Genomic DNA, 20,242 nt, shown 5'->3' with positions numbered 1-20,242 from the left:
ATTTTTTGATAATATCATAAATATGCTGATACCGGAGTCCCCTTTAACATGCTATTTAATGAACTCGGCCTATCGGCTGATATACTTCGTGCTGTCTCTGAACGCGGATATAACAAACCAACACCCATCCAAATTAAAGCTATTCCTTTGGTGCTCCAAGGGCTTGATATATTGGCTGGCGCCCAAACAGGAACTGGCAAAACAGCTGGCTTCACATTACCTATGCTGCAGATATTAAGCGCAAATAGTATAAAAAAATCCTCCCGGCCTATTAGGGCTTTAGTGTTAACCCCTACCCGAGAGCTAGCTGCACAAGTTGCAGAGAGCGTTAAAACCTATAGTAAGTACTTATCAGTTCGCTCTACGGTAATTTTTGGGGGCGTCAAAATAAATCCTCAAATAGCTATATTGCGATCAGGTGTTGATATTCTTGTAGCTACACCGGGGCGTCTTCTTGATCATGCTCATCAAAAAACATTAGATTTGTCTCAAGTAGAAATCCTAGTGCTAGATGAAGCAGATCGGATGCTGGACATGGGATTTCTTCCCGATATCCGTAAGTTACTAGCGTTGCTGCCCAAGAAACGCCAAAATCTTTTATTTTCGGCAACCTTCTCTGACGATATTAAAAGACTTGCTGATGGCTTATTGAATTCACCGACATTAATAGAGGTAGCTCAAAGAAATACTGCATCTGAAAGAATTGAACAAACGATTCATTTTGTGGATAAGGGTCGAAAGCGCGAATTACTTTCATTTCTGATTGGCTCTGAAAATTGGAGGCAAGTATTGGTTTTTACTCGCACAAAGCATGGTGCAAACAGACTGGCTAAGCAGTTAGAAGAAGATGGACTGACTGCTGCTGCTATTCATGGTAACAAAAGTCAGGGTGCCCGAACAAAAGCATTGGCTGATTTTAAGCAAGGCAAGATACGCGTACTAGTAGCGACAGATATTGCAGCCCGCGGCCTTGACATTGATCAGCTGCCTCACGTTGTAAATTTCGAACTACCTAACGTGTCGGAAGATTACGTTCATCGTATTGGCCGTACTGGTCGTGCAGGTAAAGAAGGCGAGGCTATATCATTAGTATGCGTGGATGAACATAAATTATTGCGCGACATAGAGCGCCTTCTAAAATTAAATCTGCCTAAAAAAGTTATTGATGGATTTTCTCCAGACCCTTCAATCAAGGCTGAACCTATAGAGAATGGTAGACAGAACAGAGGGAGGGGAAAGCCAAGACACGCAGGTAATGCTCGAGGGCCAGACAAGAATGTTTGGGGAGCCCGTGGCAACAAAAATAGGTGATCTCATTCGGATGAGTATTGAATAAAAAAGGCGAGAATTTTATCTCGCCTTTTTTATTTTACTAAATACAGCTTAGATTTTCGCATCGCTCTTAACTGATTACAGTAATATTCTCAGCTTGAGGTCCTTTTTGACCTTCAGTAACTGTGAATTCAACTTTTTGGCCTTCAAGTAAAGTTTTGAACCCTTCAGCAGCAATAGCGCTGAAATGGGCAAAAACATCTGGGCCAGACTCTTGTTCGATGAAACCAAAACCTTTTGCTTCATTAAACCATTTAACAGTACCAGTAGTAGTAGACATAATCTTATCCTTTCAATTCAATAGTAATTTTTTAGCCTTAAAAAAGAAGACAATTTTTGCTGAAAATGTGTTGCTATTACTTATGAAGAACCGGACGAGCTACTAAAGGTGAGGCATCGAGATGGTGTGCATAAATATAAAACGTACTTTCAAGCTAAATTGATTATATACCAGTTTTTTCTACAGTCAAAGGATTGACATAGTGGCTAAAAAATTTCTTTTAACTTAGTTACCAAAGACTTGCAATAAAATTTTCCCTTAGCCCTCTGGGAAAATCACCAGAAGTACGCAGCCAGTTTTTGACTGGGGCACATGAGCTGAACCTACCGGGTGATGCAAAAAGGTGCCCGCCTTATGATCGCTCCTGCCATCACTGAATACTCCTGAGATTACATATACTTGTTCAGGGCCTGTCTCATGGATGTCAAGGGCGCCATAAACAGCACCAGGTTCAAATTCATATACGTCTATACGTTTATTGTTTTCTCCCCGCCAAAGATTTCGGACTGTAATTCCTGGAGCCCCTTCTACGGGCTCAATATCCTGCCAGTTACAGACAGCAACACCATCAAAATTCATTTTATCAATCATGAGTGATCTCCAATTTGTTTCTTATTTATACCATAACAACAACATGATGATGTAGGATTTTTCATTGTTTATGCCAAGATTTAGTCAGCATATCTAAGCTCGAACGAACATCACCTTAAATATGCATGGCTTCCCATCAACAGGGTCGATCATTACAGGCGTTGTGTAGGTCAGTCGATTTTTTTTAAGGGATATGAGGCGTGTCTGCACTGTATTTGTCCAAATATCATTCCAGCTCGCATCTAACTTATGTAAAACTCGATCTTCTTGAACTGTATAGGTGCCAGCATAAGCAAGCATGGAATCAAAAAGCTTAATTTTTTCTTCCTCTGAAGGAGGACTTTGAGACGGGCTAGGCCTATCACCATGTAGGGCGAGGACTAAGATACGACCATCTTGATCGTAATTTAAGTAACCTGTGGGGTTGGAGCCAAATACATCAGATTCACCATTGGAATTTGATGACGCTTTCTTCCATCCGGTTAGTCGCCAAGTCCCTACTAGACTGGCTCTTAGTGCAGCTATTTTAGCTTCTTTTTTATCCATATTATTCCGTATTTGGGGTGTGCTAGATTCCGCCATATTTTTTCAATACAACAGCGTACACTTTCCCATGCCCATGCTCTTGGATTATACTTAGCAAAGTTTTACCTTCAGGGTTTTTTGCATTTATATTGTGACCGCTATCAAGAAAAAAATTCACAAAGGTATCAAAATTTCCTATATTCATGCCCCGGTAGGATTTTTCTAGTAGATGGAAACTTGGGTTTACATTTTGAGGGGCTTTAAAATGTAAAAATGTTTTTATTCTTTCGTCATCAAATGTTTCACCGAGAATTTTTTGCTTGTCTTTTACGAATGTCATGAGCTTTAGCTACTATTTTTAAGTCTATGTTTAAGGCAGGTTTTTTTATATCAAGGTAGCCCATTAAGTTTTTGCAATAAAATATCGTTCACTTGTTTTGGATTAGCCTGGCCTTTCGAAGCTTTCATTATCTGCCCGACAAAATACCCTAACATTTTTGATCGTTTTGTTTCCTCGGCTTTGCAAAATTCAGATACCTGCGTAGGATTTCCTGCTAATACCTCATTTACTAGTACTTCAATCGCCTTGTCATCTGAAACCTGTTTTAAGCCACGAGCTTTGATAATAGTATCCGCATCGCCGTCACCACTCCACATAGCATCAAATACTTGCTTTGCCATTTTTCCTGAAATGGTGCCATCATGGATACGGAAAATCATCCCAGCGAGCTGTTCGGCTTTTACCGGAGAAAGATTGATGAGTAGATTGGCGTCATTAAGACGCGCTGAAAGCCCACCTAATATCCAATTTACAGTTAGCTTAATATCTCCACTAGTTTTGACAGCTGTTTCAAAATACTGCCCTATCGCGCGATCACTACTTAAAATGCTTGCGTCATAGGCTGATAATTCGTATTGCTGTATAAAGCGGTGATATCGAGCATCTGGTAGTTCGGGTAGAGATTTGCGGATTTTTTCAATGTAGTCATCTTCTATGACTACAGGAAGTAGATCGGGGCAAGGAAAATAGCGATAATCATTAGCCTCTTCTTTGCTGCGAAGAGATCGAGACTCTTTGGTATCTCCATTGTATAATCTGGTTTCTTGAATTATTTTTTCGCCATCCTCTATAAGGTAAATTTGCCGCTCAACCTCCATGCTTATGGCGTCCTCCATAAATTTGAAAGAATTCAAGTTTTTGGTTTCTGTTCTAGTGCCTAAATCTTCCCCAGGTCTTCTAATTGAAATATTAACGTCAAAACGCATTGAGCCTTGCGACATCTCTCCATCACAAATACCTAGGGACGTGACAATGCTGTGAAGTTTTTTAGCGAATGCTATCGCCTCTTCTGCGTTACTGATATCTGGTTCTGAGACAATTTCTATTAATGGAGTGCCTGCGCGATTAAGGTCCACTCCAGTCATATCTTCAAAGTCCTCATGGAGCGACTTACCAGCATCTTCTTCTAAATGGGCGTGATGTATTCGGATCGTTTTCTTGGCGCCACTGGATAGCTCAATTTCTATTTTTCCTGAGCCTACTATTGGTTTTTCCAGTTGAGTAGTCTGGTAGCCCTTAGGAAGGTCTGGATAAAAATAGTTCTTGCGCTCAAATACCGAAGTTTTTGCAATCTTGGCGCCAATGGCCAAACCAAACATGATTGCATAGCGGAATGCCTCTTCATTGGGCGTGGGCAATGTTCCTGGCATTGCTAAATCTAGAGCAGATGCTTGAATATTAGGCTCTGCACCAAAAGTAGTACTTGATCCAGAAAAAATTTTGGATTTGGTGGCAAGTTGAGCATGAACTTCTAGCCCTATAACAGTCTCCCATTCCATTAGTTGACACCTTCCTCATTTTCACTAGAAAGCTTTACACCCTCTGGGATTTGTTGGTGCCAGCCAGTGACGCATTGAAATTGATGAGCCACATTTAGCATGCGCGCCTCTTCAAAATAGTTGCCTATAATCTGAAGACCGACAGGTTTCTTGTCTACAAAACCACAAGGAACAGACATACCTGGAAGCCCTGCTAAATTAGTTGCAATGGTAAAAATATCCTCTAGATACATAGCTATTGGATCATTGCTTTTTGAGCCAAACTCAAAGGCCGGAGTGGGCGAAGTCGGACCCATGATGACATCAACACTTTCAAATGCAGATACAAAATCTTGTTTAATAAGCCGCCTAACTTGTTGTGCTTTTCGGTAGTATGCGTCGTAGTAGCCAGCAGAAAGACAGTAGGTCCCAACTAAAATTCGACGTTTGACTTCATCACCAAACCCTTCAGCACGACTACGCATGTACATATCACGAAGGTCGATGGGATTTTCACACCTATGTCCATAGCGCACCCCGTCAAATCGTGAGAGGTTAGCTGATGCTTCTGCTGGCGCAATTACATAATAGGCAGGAACTGCAAGATTGGTGTGCGGAAGATCGATGCTGACCAACGATGCACCCTGTTTTTCTAACTGACTTAGCGCTTCCAGTATAGCTTTTTCAGTCTCAGGATTTAGTCCTTTTTGGAAATATTCTTTTGGAACTCCTATTTTTAAGCCCTCTACTGTGTGTGAAAGATCTAGCGTATAGTCTGGAACAGATTTGTTTATTGACGTTGAATCTTTAGGGTCAAATCCAGCCATTACATTAAGCATTAATGCGCAGTCCTCCGCTGTCCGCGCCATCGGTCCAGCCTGATCTAGACTTGAGGCAAAGGCAATCATGCCCCAGCGAGATACTCGTCCATATGTCGGCTTTAGGCCAGTAATTCCACAAAGAGCAGCAGGCTGCCGAATTGATCCGCCGGTATCAGTTCCGGTCGCTCCTGGCGTAAGATGACTCGCAATAGCCGCTGCCGAACCCCCAGATGAACCTCCAGGGACCGTGTTGGTATCCCAAGGATTTTTTACAGATCCATAAAAGCTAGTTTCATTGGATGAGCCCATTGCAAATTCATCCATATTGGTTTTTCCTAAAACTACAGCTCCAGAGTGATAGAATTTTTCTACTACTGTTGCATCGTAAGGGGGGATGAAGTTGTCTAGCATTTTCGAACCGCAGCTGGTACGTACGCCTTTAGTGCAAAAAATGTCTTTATGTGCAATAGGGACACCACAAAACAGGGGAAAATTCCCTGAGGCGCGTTGCTTGTCTGAGGCTTTTGCTTGCGCTAGCGCGAATTCTTCGTTGACGGTTATATAGCAGTTATATATGCCGTCTAGCTGTTGTATGCGATTCAGGTAATACTGGGTAACTTCTACGCTGGAAAACTCGCGTGAATTTAAGCCAGAAATGATACTAGCAATAGTTTTTATATGAATGGTATGATCGTTTGTCAACTGCGTTAGTTCCTTAATCAATCACTTTAGGGACAAGATATAGCCCGTTTTTTGTACATGGCGCAATAACCTGAAAGGCTTCTCGCTGGTTGACCTCGGTTACGTTGTCAGAACGTAAGCACTGAATTGCATCTGTTGGATGAGCCATAGGATCAACATTCTTAGTATCTATAGCATTTAGTCGATCAACTAGGGAGAGCACATCTGCAATACTTTGCGTAGTTTCGGCAATGGTCGCATCATTGAGCTGTATGCGCGCCAATTCGGCGAGTTTTTCAATATCTGTATAATTAATAGCCATGATATAGTTTCTGCGCGTTGTGCAGCTGACATTTAGATCTAACCAAATGACAGCCTTCGATGATTTTTGTTTGGGTTGAAAGCAGGCGCTAAGGTACCACATTCCTCGCTTTAACGGTACTCTATGGAAGGGCAGAGACCATGAGGACCATCGATGTTTTTATGCTTTATGCTACTGTATGAAATTATTCTTGAAAAAACAACTATAGAACTTGCTCTAGATCTGAGTGATTGTTAGAGTTAAGGGCGACTCTAAGAAGCGCCAAAACAACCTTATATACTGAACCAGCAAGCCAAGGAAGATGTGGATGTTAAAGAGATTGCGTGGAATGTTTTCGAATGACCTTTCTATTGATTTGGGAACAGCAAATACACTTATTTATGTCAAAGAAAAAGGTATAGTTCTTAACGAGCCCTCTGTGGTCGCTATTCGACATCAAAATGGCCAGAAAGTTGTTGATGCTGTCGGTGTGGAAGCGAAGAGAATGCTGGGTCGTACCCCCGGAAATATTACTGCTATTAGACCCCTAAAAGATGGTGTTATAGCGGATTTTCAAGTTACCGAAAAAATGCTTCAGTACTTCATTAAAAAAGTACATGCACATAGCTTCATTCCACCGAGCCCTAGAGTGCTTATTTGTGTGCCCTGCGCAGCCACAGAAGTTGAGAAAAGAGCTATTCGCGAGTCAGCCTATAGTGCTGGAGCTAGAGAGGTATTCCTAATAGAAGAGCCTATGGCTGCTGCTTTGGGGGCTGGTATGCCTGTAGGTGAGGCTTGTGGGTCTATGGTGGTCGATATTGGAGGAGGTACGACAGAAATTGCTATTTTGTCTCTCAATGGAGTTGTTTTCTCTGATTCGGCACGTATTGGCGGCGATCGCTTTGATGAGGCTATTAGCAGTTACGTGCGACGTAAATACGGTTGCGTGATCGGCGAAACAACAGCTGAGCGTATCAAATTTGAAATTGGAAGCGCCTATCCGGCAAAAGAGATTCGAGAGATTGAAATAAGGGGTCGAAACTTAGCTGAGGGGGTCCCAAAGAGCATAACATTAAATAGCGATGAGGTATTAGAGTCTCTACAAGAACCATTGTCGGGGATAGTGCAAGCAGTAAAACGAGTGTTGGAGCAATCTCCACCTGAATTAGCCTCTGATATAGCAGAAACTGGAATTGTTTTAACTGGAGGTGGCGCCTTATTGCGTGATCTAAACCGCCTGCTTACTCATGAGACTGGCTTGCCAGTTATTATAGCTGAAGATCCTTTGACTTGTGTTGCTAGAGGTGGGGGAAAAGCCCTAGAAACCATGGATCAACGACATATGGATGTGATGACGTATTAGTAAATAGTTATTATTGGTCCAATAAGTTTCTTTGGCTTAAGGTTTGACTGTTGTGGAGAGCAAGGCGGTATGAGAAACCTTTTTTCTAGTAGCCCCTCATATGCTCGCCGAATGTTATTTCTGTCTGTTATCGCTGGAGTTCTTCTGCTAGTTGATACCACCACACAGTGGTTAAAGCCTGCACGCTCGTGGATTGCTGAACTCACTATACCTATTTTTTCGGTAGCATTGCTTCCAAGATGGGTAAATGAAACCGTAAACGAGTTTGCAGACGCCGCAAATCTCAAAGAGAAGAGCAAGCTTCAAGAAGTAGAATTATTGATTCTCAAGGGCCGCTTGCAACGGATGGCAGATCTTAGCGCTGAAAATTCCCGACTACGAACTTTGCTGAATGCCACAGAAATACTACAACACAGCGTTTTAGTCGCAGAGCTGACAGGTGTTTCTCCTGATCCCTTGAGTCATACTATTATAATCAATCGCGGGAAAGATTATAAAGTGTTTGAGGGTCAGGCTGTGCTTGATGCTGATGGGTTAATGGGGCAAGTTATAGAAGTATACAGTACTAGCAGTAAGGTGCTGTTGATTAGTGATAGTTCTCATGCGTTGCCCGTGCAAGTTTTGAGAAATGGGATGCGCTCTATTGCAGAGGGGTATGGTGATTTTAGGCATTTAGCTCTGCGTTATGTTTCTACTATTGCAGACATAAAAGTAGGTGACCAGTTGGTTAGTTCTGGTCTTGGTGGGCGATACCCCGCTGGATATCCTGTTGGGATAGTTGCTTCTGTTGATACAATAAGCGGTAATCCGTATCTTGCTGTAGATATTAAACCCTCAGCTCAAATAGATCAAAGTCGTTATTTATTGCTCGTGTCCCAAACTGTAGAAAAATTTGGAGCAAGCAAGAATGCCCGATAAGAATTACTCTTTATATTTTTACAGTACTATTTCATTATTCATGGCATTATTATTGCAAATTACCCCTGTATTTGGCTCCACGGTATATTGGAGACCTCAGTTTTTATTATTGGTTGCATCTTACTGGCTACTTAAAAAGCAACGCCAATATGGTATTGCTTTTGCATGGCTCGCTGGTATGCTCCTTGACATATTTTCAGGGCAAATGCTTGGTCGCTATGCGATAACTTTTTCATTTTGCGCTTATATTTTAATCCTTCTAAACAAGCGGTTTTATCACTTTGGGTTGTTGCCTCAAGCTTTTTTAGTCTTTCTTCTAGTGCTACTCAATCAGCTATTGTTAGCCAGCATTTCTCTGCTTTATCGAACTGACTGGAGTATTGTTATGCTAATTGCCCCAGCAATAACATCTGCTCTGATTTGGCCGCCTTTATCTTTGCTGATGAATAGGTTACCCAAGGGTGGCAGGTTGAATCAAGATAATTTATTTGAAAATCAGGGATAGTTGCCAATGACAGGCTATTATTCGGGCCAATTTGTTACAACAGGTGATCAGGAAAAGCTAAGCTCAAGATTCAGTGACTAAGTTTATACTGATGTTGCTGAGTATAAATTGTTTGGAGTAAAATTCACTAGAGAGATATCAGCTTTTTAGTTTAAGTCGCAATATCCAGATTGGGAGTGTTCTTTGGATCGAGCTGTTGTATTAAAGAAAATTGCCTGCGGTATTTTGCTACTGGTATCAGTATTTATAATCGTGAGTGCTCTATACCTGTATGTGAATAAAGATTTCATTCGGGATGTTGACACTTATCGGCTCAAAATTAATACCTATGTGTCCAGAACGCTGGGGATGAAACTAGAGAGCGATAAACTAGAAGGGGGGTGGCATCAGTTTGCACCTCAATTTTCTGTTACAAATGTATCAGTTTATGCCGGCCAAGGAGATCAACCCGCTGTTACGATCAACAAAGTACGTTTTAAAATTAATCTAATACAAACTATCTTGTCTCAACAGCTGATATTACGAGAGTTAAATGTTGATCATATAGATATTTCCATGGAAGAGTCTTCTTTAGGTTCATGGACCATTGCTGGAAAAAGTCTTGGTGGTAACGAGTCTGGTCTTTTGGGCGGCTTGCTCGATAGCCGTTATTTAGAGATTGAATCGATTAGCCTTAGGTTGAAGTTTCTGTCTGGGGCTGAATCAATAGTAAAAGCACACAATCTTCGCCTAGAAAATCAGGATGATTTTCATCGACTGTTGAGTACAGTAAGTCTGCCTGGAGTCGAGCATCCTGTAGACGTCATCGTCGAGGCCAGAGGTCAAGACGTAAGAGATTTAGATTTTTCAGCTTACTTGAAGCTTGATAATTTTAATTTTAACAATAATATCAATAATTTAGTAAAAAATACTTTTCCTGATATATCTGAACACACTATTGATTTGAATGCCAATATTGATGCAGTCTTTTGGATTCAGGCCAAAAAAGATAAAACAATTACATTGTCTGGCAACCTTTATTCTGATGGCATCTACCACAGTCTATTTAAAGGTGCTGGGCCCATTACCAAGCTTAATACAGGTGTGAATGGCTGGTACAACCTTGATCAAGGTTGGGGTATAAATCTTCATGATTTAAGTTGGGATTGGGATGATTTACAGGCTAAGTCTTTGGTGGTCAATATTGCCCAAAATACTCCTGACGGATTAGAGTCTGTCGTTTTATCTATGGACCAAATTGATTTGACATTGCTGAGTGAGACACTGAAGAAAATTCCTACAACATTTAAAGATTTTTCTGATACGCTTCAAAGATTTCAACCTGCGGGCAACATCCGCAACTTGCATTTAGTTGTGGATGGAAAAAGTACAAATTCTGATATTCGGCTAAAAGCTAATCTTGATAATGTCTCTTTAAAGTCATGGGGTGGAAATCCAGGAGTTAGGAAAGTTAATGGCTATTTAGAGGTAAGTAACGAAAGCGGATTTTTAGAGCTAGATAGCCCCAATGGCTTTGCTCTGTATCTGCCCGGCACTTTTGATGATTTCCTTCAGCGTAGCTCTATCAGGGGGCAGGTATCTTGGCGCCATGACCCCATAAGCGAAGCTATAAGGGTCTTTAGCGGCCCTCTTGACATGCATGGAGACGAGGGCGAGTCACGCGCTTACTTCTATCTAGACATCCCTGTAGGAGAAGAAGGCCTGAGTCCAGAAATGTATTTTATTATGGGGACAAAAGATCTTGATTCTCGATACAAGGAATTTTATATCCCCGATAACCTCAATAAAAATTTAAGTAAGTGGCTGAATCAAGCAATGGTTGATATAAAGATTCATGAGGCTGGATTTGTATGGCAGGGACCTGTAGGTACGAAAAAAAATAATAAAGTAAAAATTAACCGAAAGGCGTCCACACAGGTTTATTTGAAAATAATCGATGGCGAGCTAAAGTTCCATAAAAATTGGCCATCTTTGGTCAACCTCAACTCAATCATCACAGCGGATGCATCCAAAATTGATGCTGAAATTTTTAGTGCTCGCATAGGGAAAGCAGAGATTAGTAAGGCAAATTTGAGTATTAACCCCGAGAAAGACAAAGGGCTGCCTTATGTGCACATCCTTGCTTCTATTAAGTCAGATCTGGGTGAAGCTGTGGATGTGTTGGCGCGATCCCCTTTAAAGTCAAGAGTGATAGGTCTGGCTGATTGGGATATATCCGGAGAAACCACTATTTCTTTGGACGCAAAGACACCGCTTACGGAACACAATTCATCTAGCTACTACAGTGTAGATACGATAATCGATCAAGGGCTAATGTCCCTGCCTGATACGAAAGTGTCACTGAAAAACTTGCAGGGAGTTTTAAGTTATCGCGACGAGAGAGGCTTATTTTCGCCATCCCTTAAGGGTGATATTTTTGGCGCCCCCTTCGCAGCCAGCTTGGAAACACTAGAGAAGGACTTTTCAATTGAGATGTATGGCGGTTTGGATATGTCGTCATTGGTAAAACTGCTTGAGCTGCCATCAGACAAGGCCCTTAAGGGCAATACAGATTTTATGGCCACTCTGCTTATTCCGCTTGAAGACCCGTCACTCCCAATTCGGCTGAATGTTAAGACCGATATGAAGGGTGCTGCAATTAATTTGCCTGAACCGTTTGGCAAGAAGGCTAATGTTAAAGAAAATGTAGAAGTAAATATTATTTTTGCCGATGCAATGGACTTACGAGTTGACATGGGTGAGCTGATCAGGTCGCACTTAGAATTAAAAAAAGGCTCTGTAGTTCGGGGAGTATTAGCTATTGAGAGTGATCGCTTGGAGTTGCCTGGAAAAGGCCAGATCTTGACAGTTGGGCACTTGAAATCGTTTTCTTTGTCGCAATGGAATGAAGCATATCCAAAAATATTAAATTTGAGCGGTGAAAGAAAAAGTAGCTTGACTCCACTTTTTGAAATCTCAATTGATCAGCTTAATGCTGCCGGACTGAATGTTGAGCAGGTAGAAGTTAATGGAGGTTATCAGGCTGGCGACTGGATGCTAGGGATTAAAAGTAATCTTATGGATGGTCATCTTTGGGTTCCTCAAGACACCTCTGTCCCCATGTTGATCGATCTAGAGAAACTTTTTCTGCCAGCACTCTCTAAATCTGGCGGGGTAGCAGATATAGTAAATCCAGCAAACTTGCCCCATCTTCAGCTGTCAGTTAGAAATTTCAGCGTGGGAGATAAGCAATTTGGTAAGGTGAAGTTATTGATGGAGCCTCAGAGCATGGGAATAAAGATTACCGATATAGATGCGAATTTTTTGGGGTTAAGGGTTGGGGGGCAGGAGAATGACACTAGTATCGAATGGACAGAAAATAACGGACAACATCATACAAAATTTCAGGGCTCACTGGGCGTAAATGATATTGGTGAAACGCTTAAATCTTGGGGTTTCCCTGTAATAATGGATAGTAAGAAGGCTCAATTTCTATCCCAGCTAAGCTGGTATGGAAGGCCTTGGGAAGCATCACCGGTCTCTATGAAGGGCTCAGTCTCCATGCATCTTGAAGATGGACATTTTTATCAAGAGTCTTCTGGCGCTACTAACGCTTTAATTCGCTTGGTGAGCTTATTTAATTTTGATAATTGGATTCGTCGGCTACAGTTGGATTTTTCAGACCTTTATGAAAAGGGCATGAGTTACAATAAAATGGATGGAGGCTTGTTGCTTGATGAGGGCGAGGTGACTTTTGATCCCGTCATGGTTGTCAATCTCACTTCTGGAGACATCGAATTGGAAGGGAAAGCAAGTTTGATTTCCGAGAAAATTGATGCCCGGCTGCTAACAAAACTGCCCGTGAGCAACAATCTTCCTTGGGTGGCCGCGGCAGTTGGAGGCTTGCCGGTTGCTGCAGGTGTCTTTGTCACTAGCAAGTTATTCGAGAAACAAGTAGAAAGCTTGTCTAGTATCAGCTACAGCATTAAAGGATCGTTGAGTGATCCAAAGATAAAGATGGAGAAAATTTTTAATATAGATACTTCTGGCAAAACAGCACCTAAAAGTGAGGAAATTGAGCCTATTAGCACTTTAGAGAGTGATAGATAGTGAGTAATACAGCTTTATTGCGAAAAGTGGCCTCTATTCAAATGACTAGCGGTGCAGATCTTGGTGCCAATTTAGATCAGGCTGAGTTATTAATTCAATCAGCAGTTAGCAGAGGAGCCGAATTGTTAGTACTTCCTGAAAATTTCGCTTATCTTGGCTGTAAAGAAATTCAAAATATTGCCGAAATAGAAAAATCTATAGGCCCTGCACGAAAATTTTTAGCAGAGCAGGCAAGTAAGTATAAAGTTTGGATTGTGGGCGGCACAATTCCAGTAAAAGAGCCCTCTCTCTCAGACCTTAATGACAGTAGCCTCACATCCGCGAGCTGCTTTGTAGTTGACAGCAAGGGGATTGAGGTATCTTGCTATCGGAAGATGCATCTTTTTGATGCGCAGATCGATGATGCTAAAGGTAATTATTGTGAATCTTCCGAATATAGCCCGGGAAGCTCACCAGTTGTAGTGGATACCCCAATCGGCAGGGTGGGAATAGCTGTTTGTTATGACTTACGCTTCCCAGAATTGTTTCGTTATATTGTGGGGCAAGGCGCTGAAATAATCGTTATACCGTCTGCATTCACTACAAAAACTGGCAAAGCTCACTGGAGTCTGCTGTTAAGAGCACGGGCAGTTGAAAACCTTGCGTATGTTGTCGGTGCCAACATGGGCGACAGAGACCACCCTAAACAGCCAACTTGGGGGGGATCAGCAATTATTGACCCATGGGGTACAATAGTTGGCCAGCTGGAAGGCGGCTCTGGAGTGGTTGTGGCTGATATTGATTTAAGCTACCTAAATGATCTTCGTAATAAAATGCCTGTACATAAACATAGACAATTTAGTATCGCAAAGCCGCTGTCCAGTGCAGAGTAAAGTTAGAAAAACTTTTATGGTTTACTTATAGGGCTAGCACACACTATTGAATAGATATAAAATTCAGTTCCATTATTACGCCATAATTAAAACTAATAGCGGCAGATTCTTTCAAGTCAACAATTGATGATTTGATGTGAACTTTAAGTGGACAAAAGGTAATTAATATAATGACAAAGTTTAAATGCACTTCTTTTGATGATCTTATTTTCGTAGTAGATGATATAGAGTTTAAATATTCAGAATGCAAGGTTATGTCAGAAAAAGAACATCCAAAATACGCTCATGTAGAGTTAGTTCTTAAATCCCTCTGCGGCCATTATGCCGAAGTATTAGTCACCTCTGATGGCGATAAATCAGGAAAAAGTAATATTGTTTCTGGAGAATATGACGGCATGCTTATTGATCAGTCCGTAGCCACTGCTCTAACAAAACTTAATCATGCATTCCAGGAAGAAGAGTTAAATCGAAAAGAGAAACGCGAGCTTGATTTTAAACTTAAGAAGCAGGCACAACCGACTTAATATAAATATTTTCACTAACGATGATAGGGGTGTCCGGCATTAATGGTTGCTGCACGATAGAATTGTTCGACTAGCAAGATACGCACTAACGGGTGAGGAAGGGTGAGCGGCGAAAGCGACCATTGGCTGTTTGCTCGCTTGATGCAATCTTGTGCCAGCCCGTCTGGACCGCCAACCAACAGGCTGAAATTGTCACCTGAGAGCTGCCATTGATCTAGATTTATTGCAAGCTGCTCAGTGCTCCAGTATTTTCCGTGTATGTCTAAAGCGATAACTTGATCGCTCACTCCTATTGCCTTCAGCATGACCTCTCCTTCTCGCGCAATAGCACGCTGGACGTCAGCACCTTTTCCACGGTGACCCATGGGTAGTTCAATAATTTCAAGATTTAGCTCAGAGGGCATACGCTTTAAGTACTCATTGCAGCCAGCTTCAATCCAGTCGGACATCTTGGCACCTATGGCTATGATTTTTATACGCATATTATTGTGTTTCTAAGGTTATTCACTTGCAAGGATAGGATCGTTTGGACGGATTGACCATAATTTTTCTAATTCATAAAACTCTCTTGTGGTCGGATGCATGAGATGCACAACTATATCACCTAGGTCGACCAGAACCCACTCACCACTTTCCATACCTTCTACGCCCATTGGTTGAAATCCTGCTTTTTTGGCATCTTCGATGACAGTATTTGCGAGCGCTTTCACCTGACGATTTGAACTACCGCTGGCGACAATCATGGTATCCATAACGTCTGTTAAACGGGTAACATCAAGTGTGATGATATCTTTACCTTTCACCTCTTCAAGAGCATCAAGTACGATATTGATTAGTTTTTTTTTCATAGAATATCCCGTGTTTTCTGATAAAGTTCATTTTCTTTTATGTAGTTAGCTACTGTATCTGGCAGCAGACAGGAAGTAGGTTCTTTTTTCAGAAGTGCGCTGCGAATTTCTGTTGATGAGATACGCAATGGAGTCGTCTTCATAATAAAAATCTTTCCTGCCGGAGCTTCATGAAATTGCTTTATGCTAGTAGCCCTCCACTTTTTCATGAATTCTAGTACTTCTTGATTTTTTGGTTCACCCCAGCCTGGACGTTTGGCCACTACGATATGTGCAATATCAAGAAGGCTACGCCATTTATCCCAGGTATTTATATCTGCAAAAGAGTCTATTCCCAAACAAAGGCAGATCGACGCCTCTATTCCAACCCGTGCGCGAATTTCTGAAAGAGTATCTAAAGTATAAGAAGGTCCACTCCTACCAAGCTCTATATCATCAGCAATCAACCCTTGCTCCACTTGCTCACTTAAAGCAAGTTGAAGCATTTTGAGTCGGTGGTTTACGCTACCAAAAGGAGTCAGTCTATGAGGGGGCCAAGCGCTAGGTATCATGCGCATTTCTTCAAGGTTGAATGCTTGCTTCAACTCCAGGGCAGTCCTTAAATGCCCTACATGAATAGGGTCAAAAGTCCCACCAAATAGACCTATACCATGGGGTCTTAAGGGCATATATTGTTTGCTCGAATAGCAAGTTTATTGACGAATTTCACCATGACCAAATACAACCCACTTTTGTGAAGTTAAGCCTTCTAGTCCTACTGGGCCTCTGACGTGAATTTTGTCAGTAGAAATACCAATTTCTGCACCAAGACCGTATTCAAAACCATCGGCAAATCGAGTTGAGGTATTGTGCATCACAGAGCTTGAATCCACTGCTTTGATAAAATGAAGTGCTCTTGAGTCATCTTCTGTGACAATAGAGTCAGTGTGTTGTGAGCCATAATGGGTGATATGGGCGATGGCTACCTCGATATTTTTCACTACTTTGATGGAGAGGATCGGCGCTAAAAACTCTGTACTCCAGTCCTCTTCCCTTGCTGCGCTGCATCTAATTAGCTGCTGAGTAATTTCACACCCTCTTAGCTCAACATTTTTTTCTTCGTAGGCGCTAGCCAATCGGGGGAGAATATCTGCAGCAATATTTTCTGCAACTAGCAAGGTCTCCATGGCATTGCAGACACCGTAACGATGAGTTTTGGAGTTTAATGCAATATTAAAAGCCATATCCAGGTTGGCTTTATCGTCGATATATACATGGCAAATACCATCTAGATGCTTGATGACGGGAATTTTTGCATCTTGGCTGATGCGCTTAATCAGCCCTTTTCCTCCGCGAGGAACAATGACATCAACATAGTCTGACATTGTGATGAGTTCGCCTACCGCTTCTCTGTCAGCAGTTTCAATTATCTGCACAATAGATTCTGGGAGTCCTACGGCAGATAGACCTTGCTTGATACAGGTTGCAATTGCTTGATTCGATTTGATGGCTTCACTGCCACCACGTAAAATAGTGGCATTCCCTGATTTCAGGCATAGGCTAGCAGCATCAACAGTTACATTGGGGCGCGATTCATAAATAATTCCAATTACACCGAGAGGCACCCGCATTTTTCCTAACTTGATACCGCTAGGTCTGCTGGTTAAATCTGTGATTTCTCCAATTGGGTCTGGCAGTTCGGACACTTGATTAATACCTTCAATCATACTGCCTATTCTTGCGTCGTTAAGTTCTAATCGATCCATTAAAGCCGAATCTAGACCATTAGCTTGGGCCTTATCTAAATCGACAGCATTCGCGACTAAGATATTTTGACGATTCTCATTAAGAGCTTCTGCAATAGATAATAGCGCCAATTTTTTTGTATCTGCACTAGCGGAAGAGATTACTTTTGAAGCAACCCGAGCCTGTCTGCCTAGCTGTCTTATGTAAGATTTGATATCCATAAAATCCTATATGTTGATATTTTCAGTACCGCTTATTATAGCCCTGCCTGCATCATAAATCTTTCGCAGCTTAGTAATGATTTATAGGCAGAATCAATGCAGCAACACCAGGACTTCAAACAAGCTCTGGTGTTGCTAGTTGGTATTACTTGCCTAGTGGCTTGAATGTCAAAATCAACTTAGGTAGCAACGTCATTGAGCCTAGCAATGCTGCTAACATTGCTAGGGCTGTCAGTAGTCCAAAATATACAGATGGAATAAAGTTAGATAAGGCTAGGATGGAGAAGCCCATAATAATAGTGATCGCTGTATAGAACAGTGCACGACCAATGCTGGCATGAGCCCTATGCATCGATGCAACATAGTCACCATCGACCTCAAATTCTCGCTTAAACCGAGTTATATAGTGAATTGCATGATCAACCCCGATACCTACCGTGATGGCTGCTATTGTGATTGTCATCATATCAAGAGGGATGCCAGCAATTCCCATGCCTCCAAGAACTACACCTGCAGCTAAAAAATTGGGGACAATAGCAATAAAGGATATAGAGATCGAGCGAAACAAGATCAGAAACATTGTCATTATGCCAATGAACACTGTGCCCATGGTCATAATTTGAGAGTGGAATAGGCTCTGTAGCATATTATTATAAAGAACCAATATACCAGTGAAGTGAACCTGCTCTTCTTTAAAACCAGCTTCAGAAACAGCAAATAAACGAATTTTATTTAATAGTTGCTGTCGATTTAAATCCCCTTGTGTTTCGTTAACGCGCATAGTGATGCGTGCCTGATTATTTTTCTCATCTATGTAAGGATTAAGAAGAAGCTCAGCGTTTTCTTTTGATAGCATTAAGGACATAAAAGCAAGCTCAAGATCGTTAAGCTTATGGCCAGATAGGTCAGAAGCAACATCTGTAACCGTTACTAGCGAGCTAACTTTACCAATTTCTGGCAGGGATTCTAGATAAAGATGTATCTTCCGGATATCCTCTATTCCTGCACTTGTCAGCCAGTAGCTATCCTCAACAACATCGACTTCTGCTGGTGTTTCGTCTTCATACATCCCAGCAAAAGGATCATCAGCTGATTCTGCTGGTGCTTCATCTTCATACATCCCAGCAAAAGGATCATATGCCTCGGCAACGTTAGATGTAACATCTTCAGCGCTATTTTCATAGGCTCCAGCAAATGGATCACCATATGGGTCATCAGTGGGAGCAGTTTTGCTTTCTCCACTTGAGGCCATTATTTCATCAAAACTCAGAGAGCCGTCATCTATCGGCGGTGGTGCATCTAAAATAATTTCTAGAGGGGTGGTACCACCTAACTTGGCGTCAATTACAGACAATCCTTGGTGTATTTCTGTATGGGCACGAAAATAATCTATGAAACGATTTTCCACTTGCAATTGAGACATACCCCAAGCACTTATTAAGCCTGCAGTTAATGCAAGCCCTAGCACTAAGTTGCCATGTTTTTCTGTAAAGCGTGAGAAATAGAGCGTAAAGGTCGCAGAATTGTCACCCGAATCCGTGTTTTTTCCCTTACCCAGTATTATCATTCCTGCTGGGATTATTATGAATGCAAGAATAAGAGCTAAAACAATCCCCATTGTCATCATCCAACCGAAATCAATAACTGGTCGAATATCACTGACCACCAAGGAAATAAAAGCTACTGCCGTAGTCAATACAGTATAGACGCATGGGAGAATCATATGCGTAACTGTGTCGCGCACGAGGTCAATTTGATCGCGATTTGGTCCATCTTTTAGTAATTCTCTGTAGCGTACAATCAAATGGATAGTGATCGCCAAGGTTATGATTAATAGTAGTGCTACAAAGTTTGAAGAGATAACAGTAAGGCGCCAATCAATCCAGCTTAGGTAGCCGAGTATTATCTCTACAGATAGAACACAAGTTATGAGCGGAAGCACAACCCAGCGAATTTGTCGAAAAATAATAGCTAAAGTTGCGATGATAAATAATAGAATACCGGTACCAAAAATATTTAAATCGCTCCTGATGAAGTCAACCATATCGGCTGTTATCATGCTGGGACCGCCTAAAAATACTTGGGCTTTTCCTTTAAATCTAGACATTTTTTCACGTATCTCTGCAACTCTTTTATGTTCTTCTGTGGCACGAAGAGTTCGGTAATCGAGAAATTCTTTACTGACATTGTCTAGCTCGATTACCTCTTCAGGATTCAATCCTTCAGTGTCGCGTTTAATTCTCAGGGTGTCTCGAGCACCAACCAGCGATAGGTATTTTTCATCTAGTTTCATCGTGGCAAGTATTGCGGTAGTTTGACCATCTTGGCTTAGAATCATCTCTTTATAGATGGGGCTTTCTAGAAACTCTTTACGAACCATAGTTTTATCAATATCTGGCAGCAACAGCGTGCGTGGCGGGTCTTTCAGTTGTGATACGGTGATTTTAGGGCTATACAATAATGGCACGTTCATCATCGATATGACGTTAGCGACACCATCAATTTTTTCTAGTTCTTTGTGCATTTCGTACAGGGTGTCGAGTGAGTCGTCATCAAACAAATCACCTTCATAGGGAGTGTATGTTACTACTAGAAAATCGCTACTGCCGTAGCGCTGTAGGGCTTCTCGATAATAAGCAAGAGAAGTATCATTTTCCAGAGTCAGAGAATCTGCCGAAGCATCTAGTTTGAAATTTGGTAGACCAAAAGCCATTCCTATAGCGACCAATATGACAAATATTATCGAGGCCACAGGGCGACGTAAAATTAAACTTTCATAGACTGCCAGCAACCGTTTAGACATCTGGTTATCCCTCAGGTATTTATTA

At 41.6% G+C, this 20,242-nt stretch carries 19 protein-coding genes; 7 read left to right on the top strand and 12 right to left on the bottom strand.

Going from position 1 to position 20,242, the window contains the following annotated elements; all coding sequences use genetic code 11:
- The first annotated feature begins 48 nt into the window (after positions 1–48).
- Entirely contained in the window at positions 49–1,311 is a 1,263-nt protein-coding gene (locus ABXT41_RS05940; protein WP_415390599.1) for a DEAD/DEAH box helicase, read from the top strand.
- A 91-nt stretch (positions 1,312–1,402) separates the two neighbouring features.
- Here the strand turns inward: ABXT41_RS05940 and ABXT41_RS05935 are convergent, their stop codons facing one another.
- From ABXT41_RS05935 to gatC, 7 genes are all read right to left on the bottom strand, one after another.
- The gene (locus tag ABXT41_RS05935; protein WP_415390598.1) at positions 1,403–1,612 is read right to left on the bottom strand and encodes a cold-shock protein; all 210 of its coding nucleotides are present in this window, start codon (positions 1,610–1,612) and stop codon (positions 1,403–1,405) included.
- 258 nt (positions 1,613–1,870) lie between these two features.
- Positions 1,871–2,203: a cupin domain-containing protein gene (locus ABXT41_RS05930; RefSeq protein WP_415390597.1), complete on the bottom strand. Its 333-nt coding sequence runs from the start codon at positions 2,201–2,203 to the stop codon at positions 1,871–1,873.
- A gap of 93 nt (positions 2,204–2,296) precedes the next feature.
- Positions 2,297–2,749 (bottom strand): lipocalin-like domain-containing protein, encoded by a 453-nt coding sequence (locus ABXT41_RS05925; protein ID WP_415390596.1) that lies wholly within the window; start codon positions 2,747–2,749, stop codon positions 2,297–2,299.
- A 22-nt stretch (positions 2,750–2,771) separates the two neighbouring features.
- On the bottom strand, positions 2,772–3,068 hold the full coding sequence (locus tag ABXT41_RS05920; RefSeq protein ID WP_415390595.1) for a PA4642 family protein: 297 nt from the start codon (positions 3,066–3,068) through the stop codon (positions 2,772–2,774).
- A 50-nt stretch (positions 3,069–3,118) separates the two neighbouring features.
- Entirely contained in the window at positions 3,119–4,567 is a 1,449-nt protein-coding gene (gene gatB / locus ABXT41_RS05915; protein ID WP_415390594.1) for an Asp-tRNA(Asn)/Glu-tRNA(Gln) amidotransferase subunit GatB, read from the bottom strand.
- Positions 4,567–6,051, bottom strand: a complete 1,485-nt coding sequence (gene gatA, locus ABXT41_RS05910; protein WP_415391468.1) for an Asp-tRNA(Asn)/Glu-tRNA(Gln) amidotransferase subunit GatA — start codon at positions 6,049–6,051, stop codon at positions 4,567–4,569. The genes gatB and gatA overlap by 1 nt, the downstream gene beginning before the upstream one ends.
- A 31-nt stretch (positions 6,052–6,082) precedes the next feature.
- Complete coding sequence (gatC, locus tag ABXT41_RS05905; protein WP_415390593.1) at positions 6,083–6,370, bottom strand: Asp-tRNA(Asn)/Glu-tRNA(Gln) amidotransferase subunit GatC; 288 nt, start codon at positions 6,368–6,370, stop codon at positions 6,083–6,085.
- A gap of 307 nt (positions 6,371–6,677) precedes the next feature.
- On the opposite strand from gatC, the gene ABXT41_RS05900 reads away from it, so the two are divergent.
- The 6 genes from ABXT41_RS05900 to ABXT41_RS05875 all read left to right on the top strand — a co-directional run bounded on the left by ABXT41_RS05900 (position 6,678) and on the right by ABXT41_RS05875 (position 14,620).
- Complete coding sequence (locus tag ABXT41_RS05900; protein ID WP_415390592.1) at positions 6,678–7,712, top strand: rod shape-determining protein; 1,035 nt, start codon at positions 6,678–6,680, stop codon at positions 7,710–7,712.
- 69 nt (positions 7,713–7,781) lie between these two features.
- Complete coding sequence (gene mreC / locus ABXT41_RS05895; RefSeq protein ID WP_415390591.1) at positions 7,782–8,630, top strand: rod shape-determining protein MreC; 849 nt, start codon at positions 7,782–7,784, stop codon at positions 8,628–8,630.
- Positions 8,620–9,135, top strand: a complete 516-nt coding sequence (mreD, locus tag ABXT41_RS05890) for a rod shape-determining protein MreD (protein ID WP_415390590.1) — start codon at positions 8,620–8,622, stop codon at positions 9,133–9,135. Before mreC ends, mreD begins: the two co-directional genes overlap by 11 nt.
- 183 nt (positions 9,136–9,318) lie before the next feature.
- Complete coding sequence (locus tag ABXT41_RS05885) at positions 9,319–13,224, top strand: YhdP family protein (protein ID WP_415390589.1); 3,906 nt, start codon at positions 9,319–9,321, stop codon at positions 13,222–13,224.
- Positions 13,224–14,096: a carbon-nitrogen hydrolase family protein gene (locus tag ABXT41_RS05880; protein ID WP_415390588.1), complete on the top strand. Its 873-nt coding sequence runs from the start codon at positions 13,224–13,226 to the stop codon at positions 14,094–14,096. The genes ABXT41_RS05885 and ABXT41_RS05880 overlap by 1 nt, the downstream gene beginning before the upstream one ends.
- Before the next feature lie 170 nt (positions 14,097–14,266).
- Positions 14,267–14,620 carry a hypothetical protein gene (locus ABXT41_RS05875; protein WP_415390587.1) on the top strand — a complete coding sequence of 118 codons (354 nt, stop codon included), beginning with the start codon at positions 14,267–14,269 and terminating at the stop codon, positions 14,618–14,620.
- Positions 14,621–14,634: 14 nt separating this feature from the next.
- Here ABXT41_RS05875 and rlmH read toward each other — a convergent pair whose 3' ends face one another.
- From rlmH to ABXT41_RS05850, 5 genes are all read right to left on the bottom strand, one after another.
- The gene (gene rlmH / locus ABXT41_RS05870) at positions 14,635–15,102 is read right to left on the bottom strand and encodes a 23S rRNA (pseudouridine(1915)-N(3))-methyltransferase RlmH (protein ID WP_415390586.1); all 468 of its coding nucleotides are present in this window, start codon (positions 15,100–15,102) and stop codon (positions 14,635–14,637) included.
- Positions 15,103–15,120: 18 nt separating this feature from the next.
- On the bottom strand, positions 15,121–15,468 hold the full coding sequence (gene rsfS / locus ABXT41_RS05865; RefSeq protein ID WP_415390585.1) for a ribosome silencing factor: 348 nt from the start codon (positions 15,466–15,468) through the stop codon (positions 15,121–15,123).
- Entirely contained in the window at positions 15,465–16,136 is a 672-nt protein-coding gene (nadD, locus tag ABXT41_RS05860) for a nicotinate-nucleotide adenylyltransferase (protein ID WP_415390584.1), read from the bottom strand. The genes rsfS and nadD overlap by 4 nt, the downstream gene beginning before the upstream one ends.
- 24 nt (positions 16,137–16,160) lie before the next feature.
- Positions 16,161–17,414 carry a glutamate-5-semialdehyde dehydrogenase gene (locus tag ABXT41_RS05855; RefSeq protein WP_415390583.1) on the bottom strand — a complete coding sequence of 418 codons (1,254 nt, stop codon included), beginning with the start codon at positions 17,412–17,414 and terminating at the stop codon, positions 16,161–16,163.
- 145 nt (positions 17,415–17,559) lie between these two features.
- Positions 17,560–20,217 (bottom strand): efflux RND transporter permease subunit, encoded by a 2,658-nt coding sequence (locus ABXT41_RS05850; protein WP_415390582.1) that lies wholly within the window; start codon positions 20,215–20,217, stop codon positions 17,560–17,562.
- Between the last annotated feature and the right edge of the window lie 25 nt (positions 20,218–20,242).

Origin of the sequence: Porticoccus sp. Uisw_050_02, from assembly GCF_047729555.1 — a bacterium.
Lineage (GTDB): Bacteria > Pseudomonadota > Gammaproteobacteria > Pseudomonadales > Porticoccaceae > Porticoccus.
Note: the sequence above shows the minus strand (reverse complement) of the source record. Positions and strands in the feature narration are given on the sequence as shown.

What these genes read in the sequence shown, in the direction of transcription:
- ABXT41_RS05875 (WP_415390587.1), top strand. Translation starts at nt 14,267, where the DNA reads ATGACAAAGTTTAAATGCACTTCTTTTGATGATCTTATTTTCGTAGTA.
- rsfS (WP_415390585.1), bottom strand. Translation starts at nt 15,468, where the DNA reads ATGAAAAAAAAACTAATCAATATCGTACTTGATGCTCTTGAAGAGGTG.
- ABXT41_RS05930 (WP_415390597.1), bottom strand. Translation starts at nt 2,203, where the DNA reads ATGATTGATAAAATGAATTTTGATGGTGTTGCTGTCTGTAACTGGCAG.
- ABXT41_RS05920 (WP_415390595.1), bottom strand. Translation starts at nt 3,068, where the DNA reads ATGACATTCGTAAAAGACAAGCAAAAAATTCTCGGTGAAACATTTGAT.
- gatB (WP_415390594.1), bottom strand. Translation starts at nt 4,567, where the DNA reads ATGGAATGGGAGACTGTTATAGGGCTAGAAGTTCATGCTCAACTTGCC.
- ABXT41_RS05940 (WP_415390599.1), top strand. Translation starts at nt 49, where the DNA reads ATGCTATTTAATGAACTCGGCCTATCGGCTGATATACTTCGTGCTGTC.
- mreC (WP_415390591.1), top strand. Translation starts at nt 7,782, where the DNA reads ATGAGAAACCTTTTTTCTAGTAGCCCCTCATATGCTCGCCGAATGTTA.
- ABXT41_RS05850 (WP_415390582.1), bottom strand. Translation starts at nt 20,217, where the DNA reads ATGTCTAAACGGTTGCTGGCAGTCTATGAAAGTTTAATTTTACGTCGC.
- mreD (WP_415390590.1), top strand. Translation starts at nt 8,620, where the DNA reads ATGCCCGATAAGAATTACTCTTTATATTTTTACAGTACTATTTCATTA.
- ABXT41_RS05925 (WP_415390596.1), bottom strand. Translation starts at nt 2,749, where the DNA reads ATGGATAAAAAAGAAGCTAAAATAGCTGCACTAAGAGCCAGTCTAGTA.
- nadD (WP_415390584.1), bottom strand. Translation starts at nt 16,136, where the DNA reads ATGCCCTTAAGACCCCATGGTATAGGTCTATTTGGTGGGACTTTTGAC.
- ABXT41_RS05900 (WP_415390592.1), top strand. Translation starts at nt 6,678, where the DNA reads ATGTTAAAGAGATTGCGTGGAATGTTTTCGAATGACCTTTCTATTGAT.
- gatC (WP_415390593.1), bottom strand. Translation starts at nt 6,370, where the DNA reads ATGGCTATTAATTATACAGATATTGAAAAACTCGCCGAATTGGCGCGC.
- ABXT41_RS05855 (WP_415390583.1), bottom strand. Translation starts at nt 17,414, where the DNA reads ATGGATATCAAATCTTACATAAGACAGCTAGGCAGACAGGCTCGGGTT.
- rlmH (WP_415390586.1), bottom strand. Translation starts at nt 15,102, where the DNA reads ATGCGTATAAAAATCATAGCCATAGGTGCCAAGATGTCCGACTGGATT.
- ABXT41_RS05935 (WP_415390598.1), bottom strand. Translation starts at nt 1,612, where the DNA reads ATGTCTACTACTACTGGTACTGTTAAATGGTTTAATGAAGCAAAAGGT.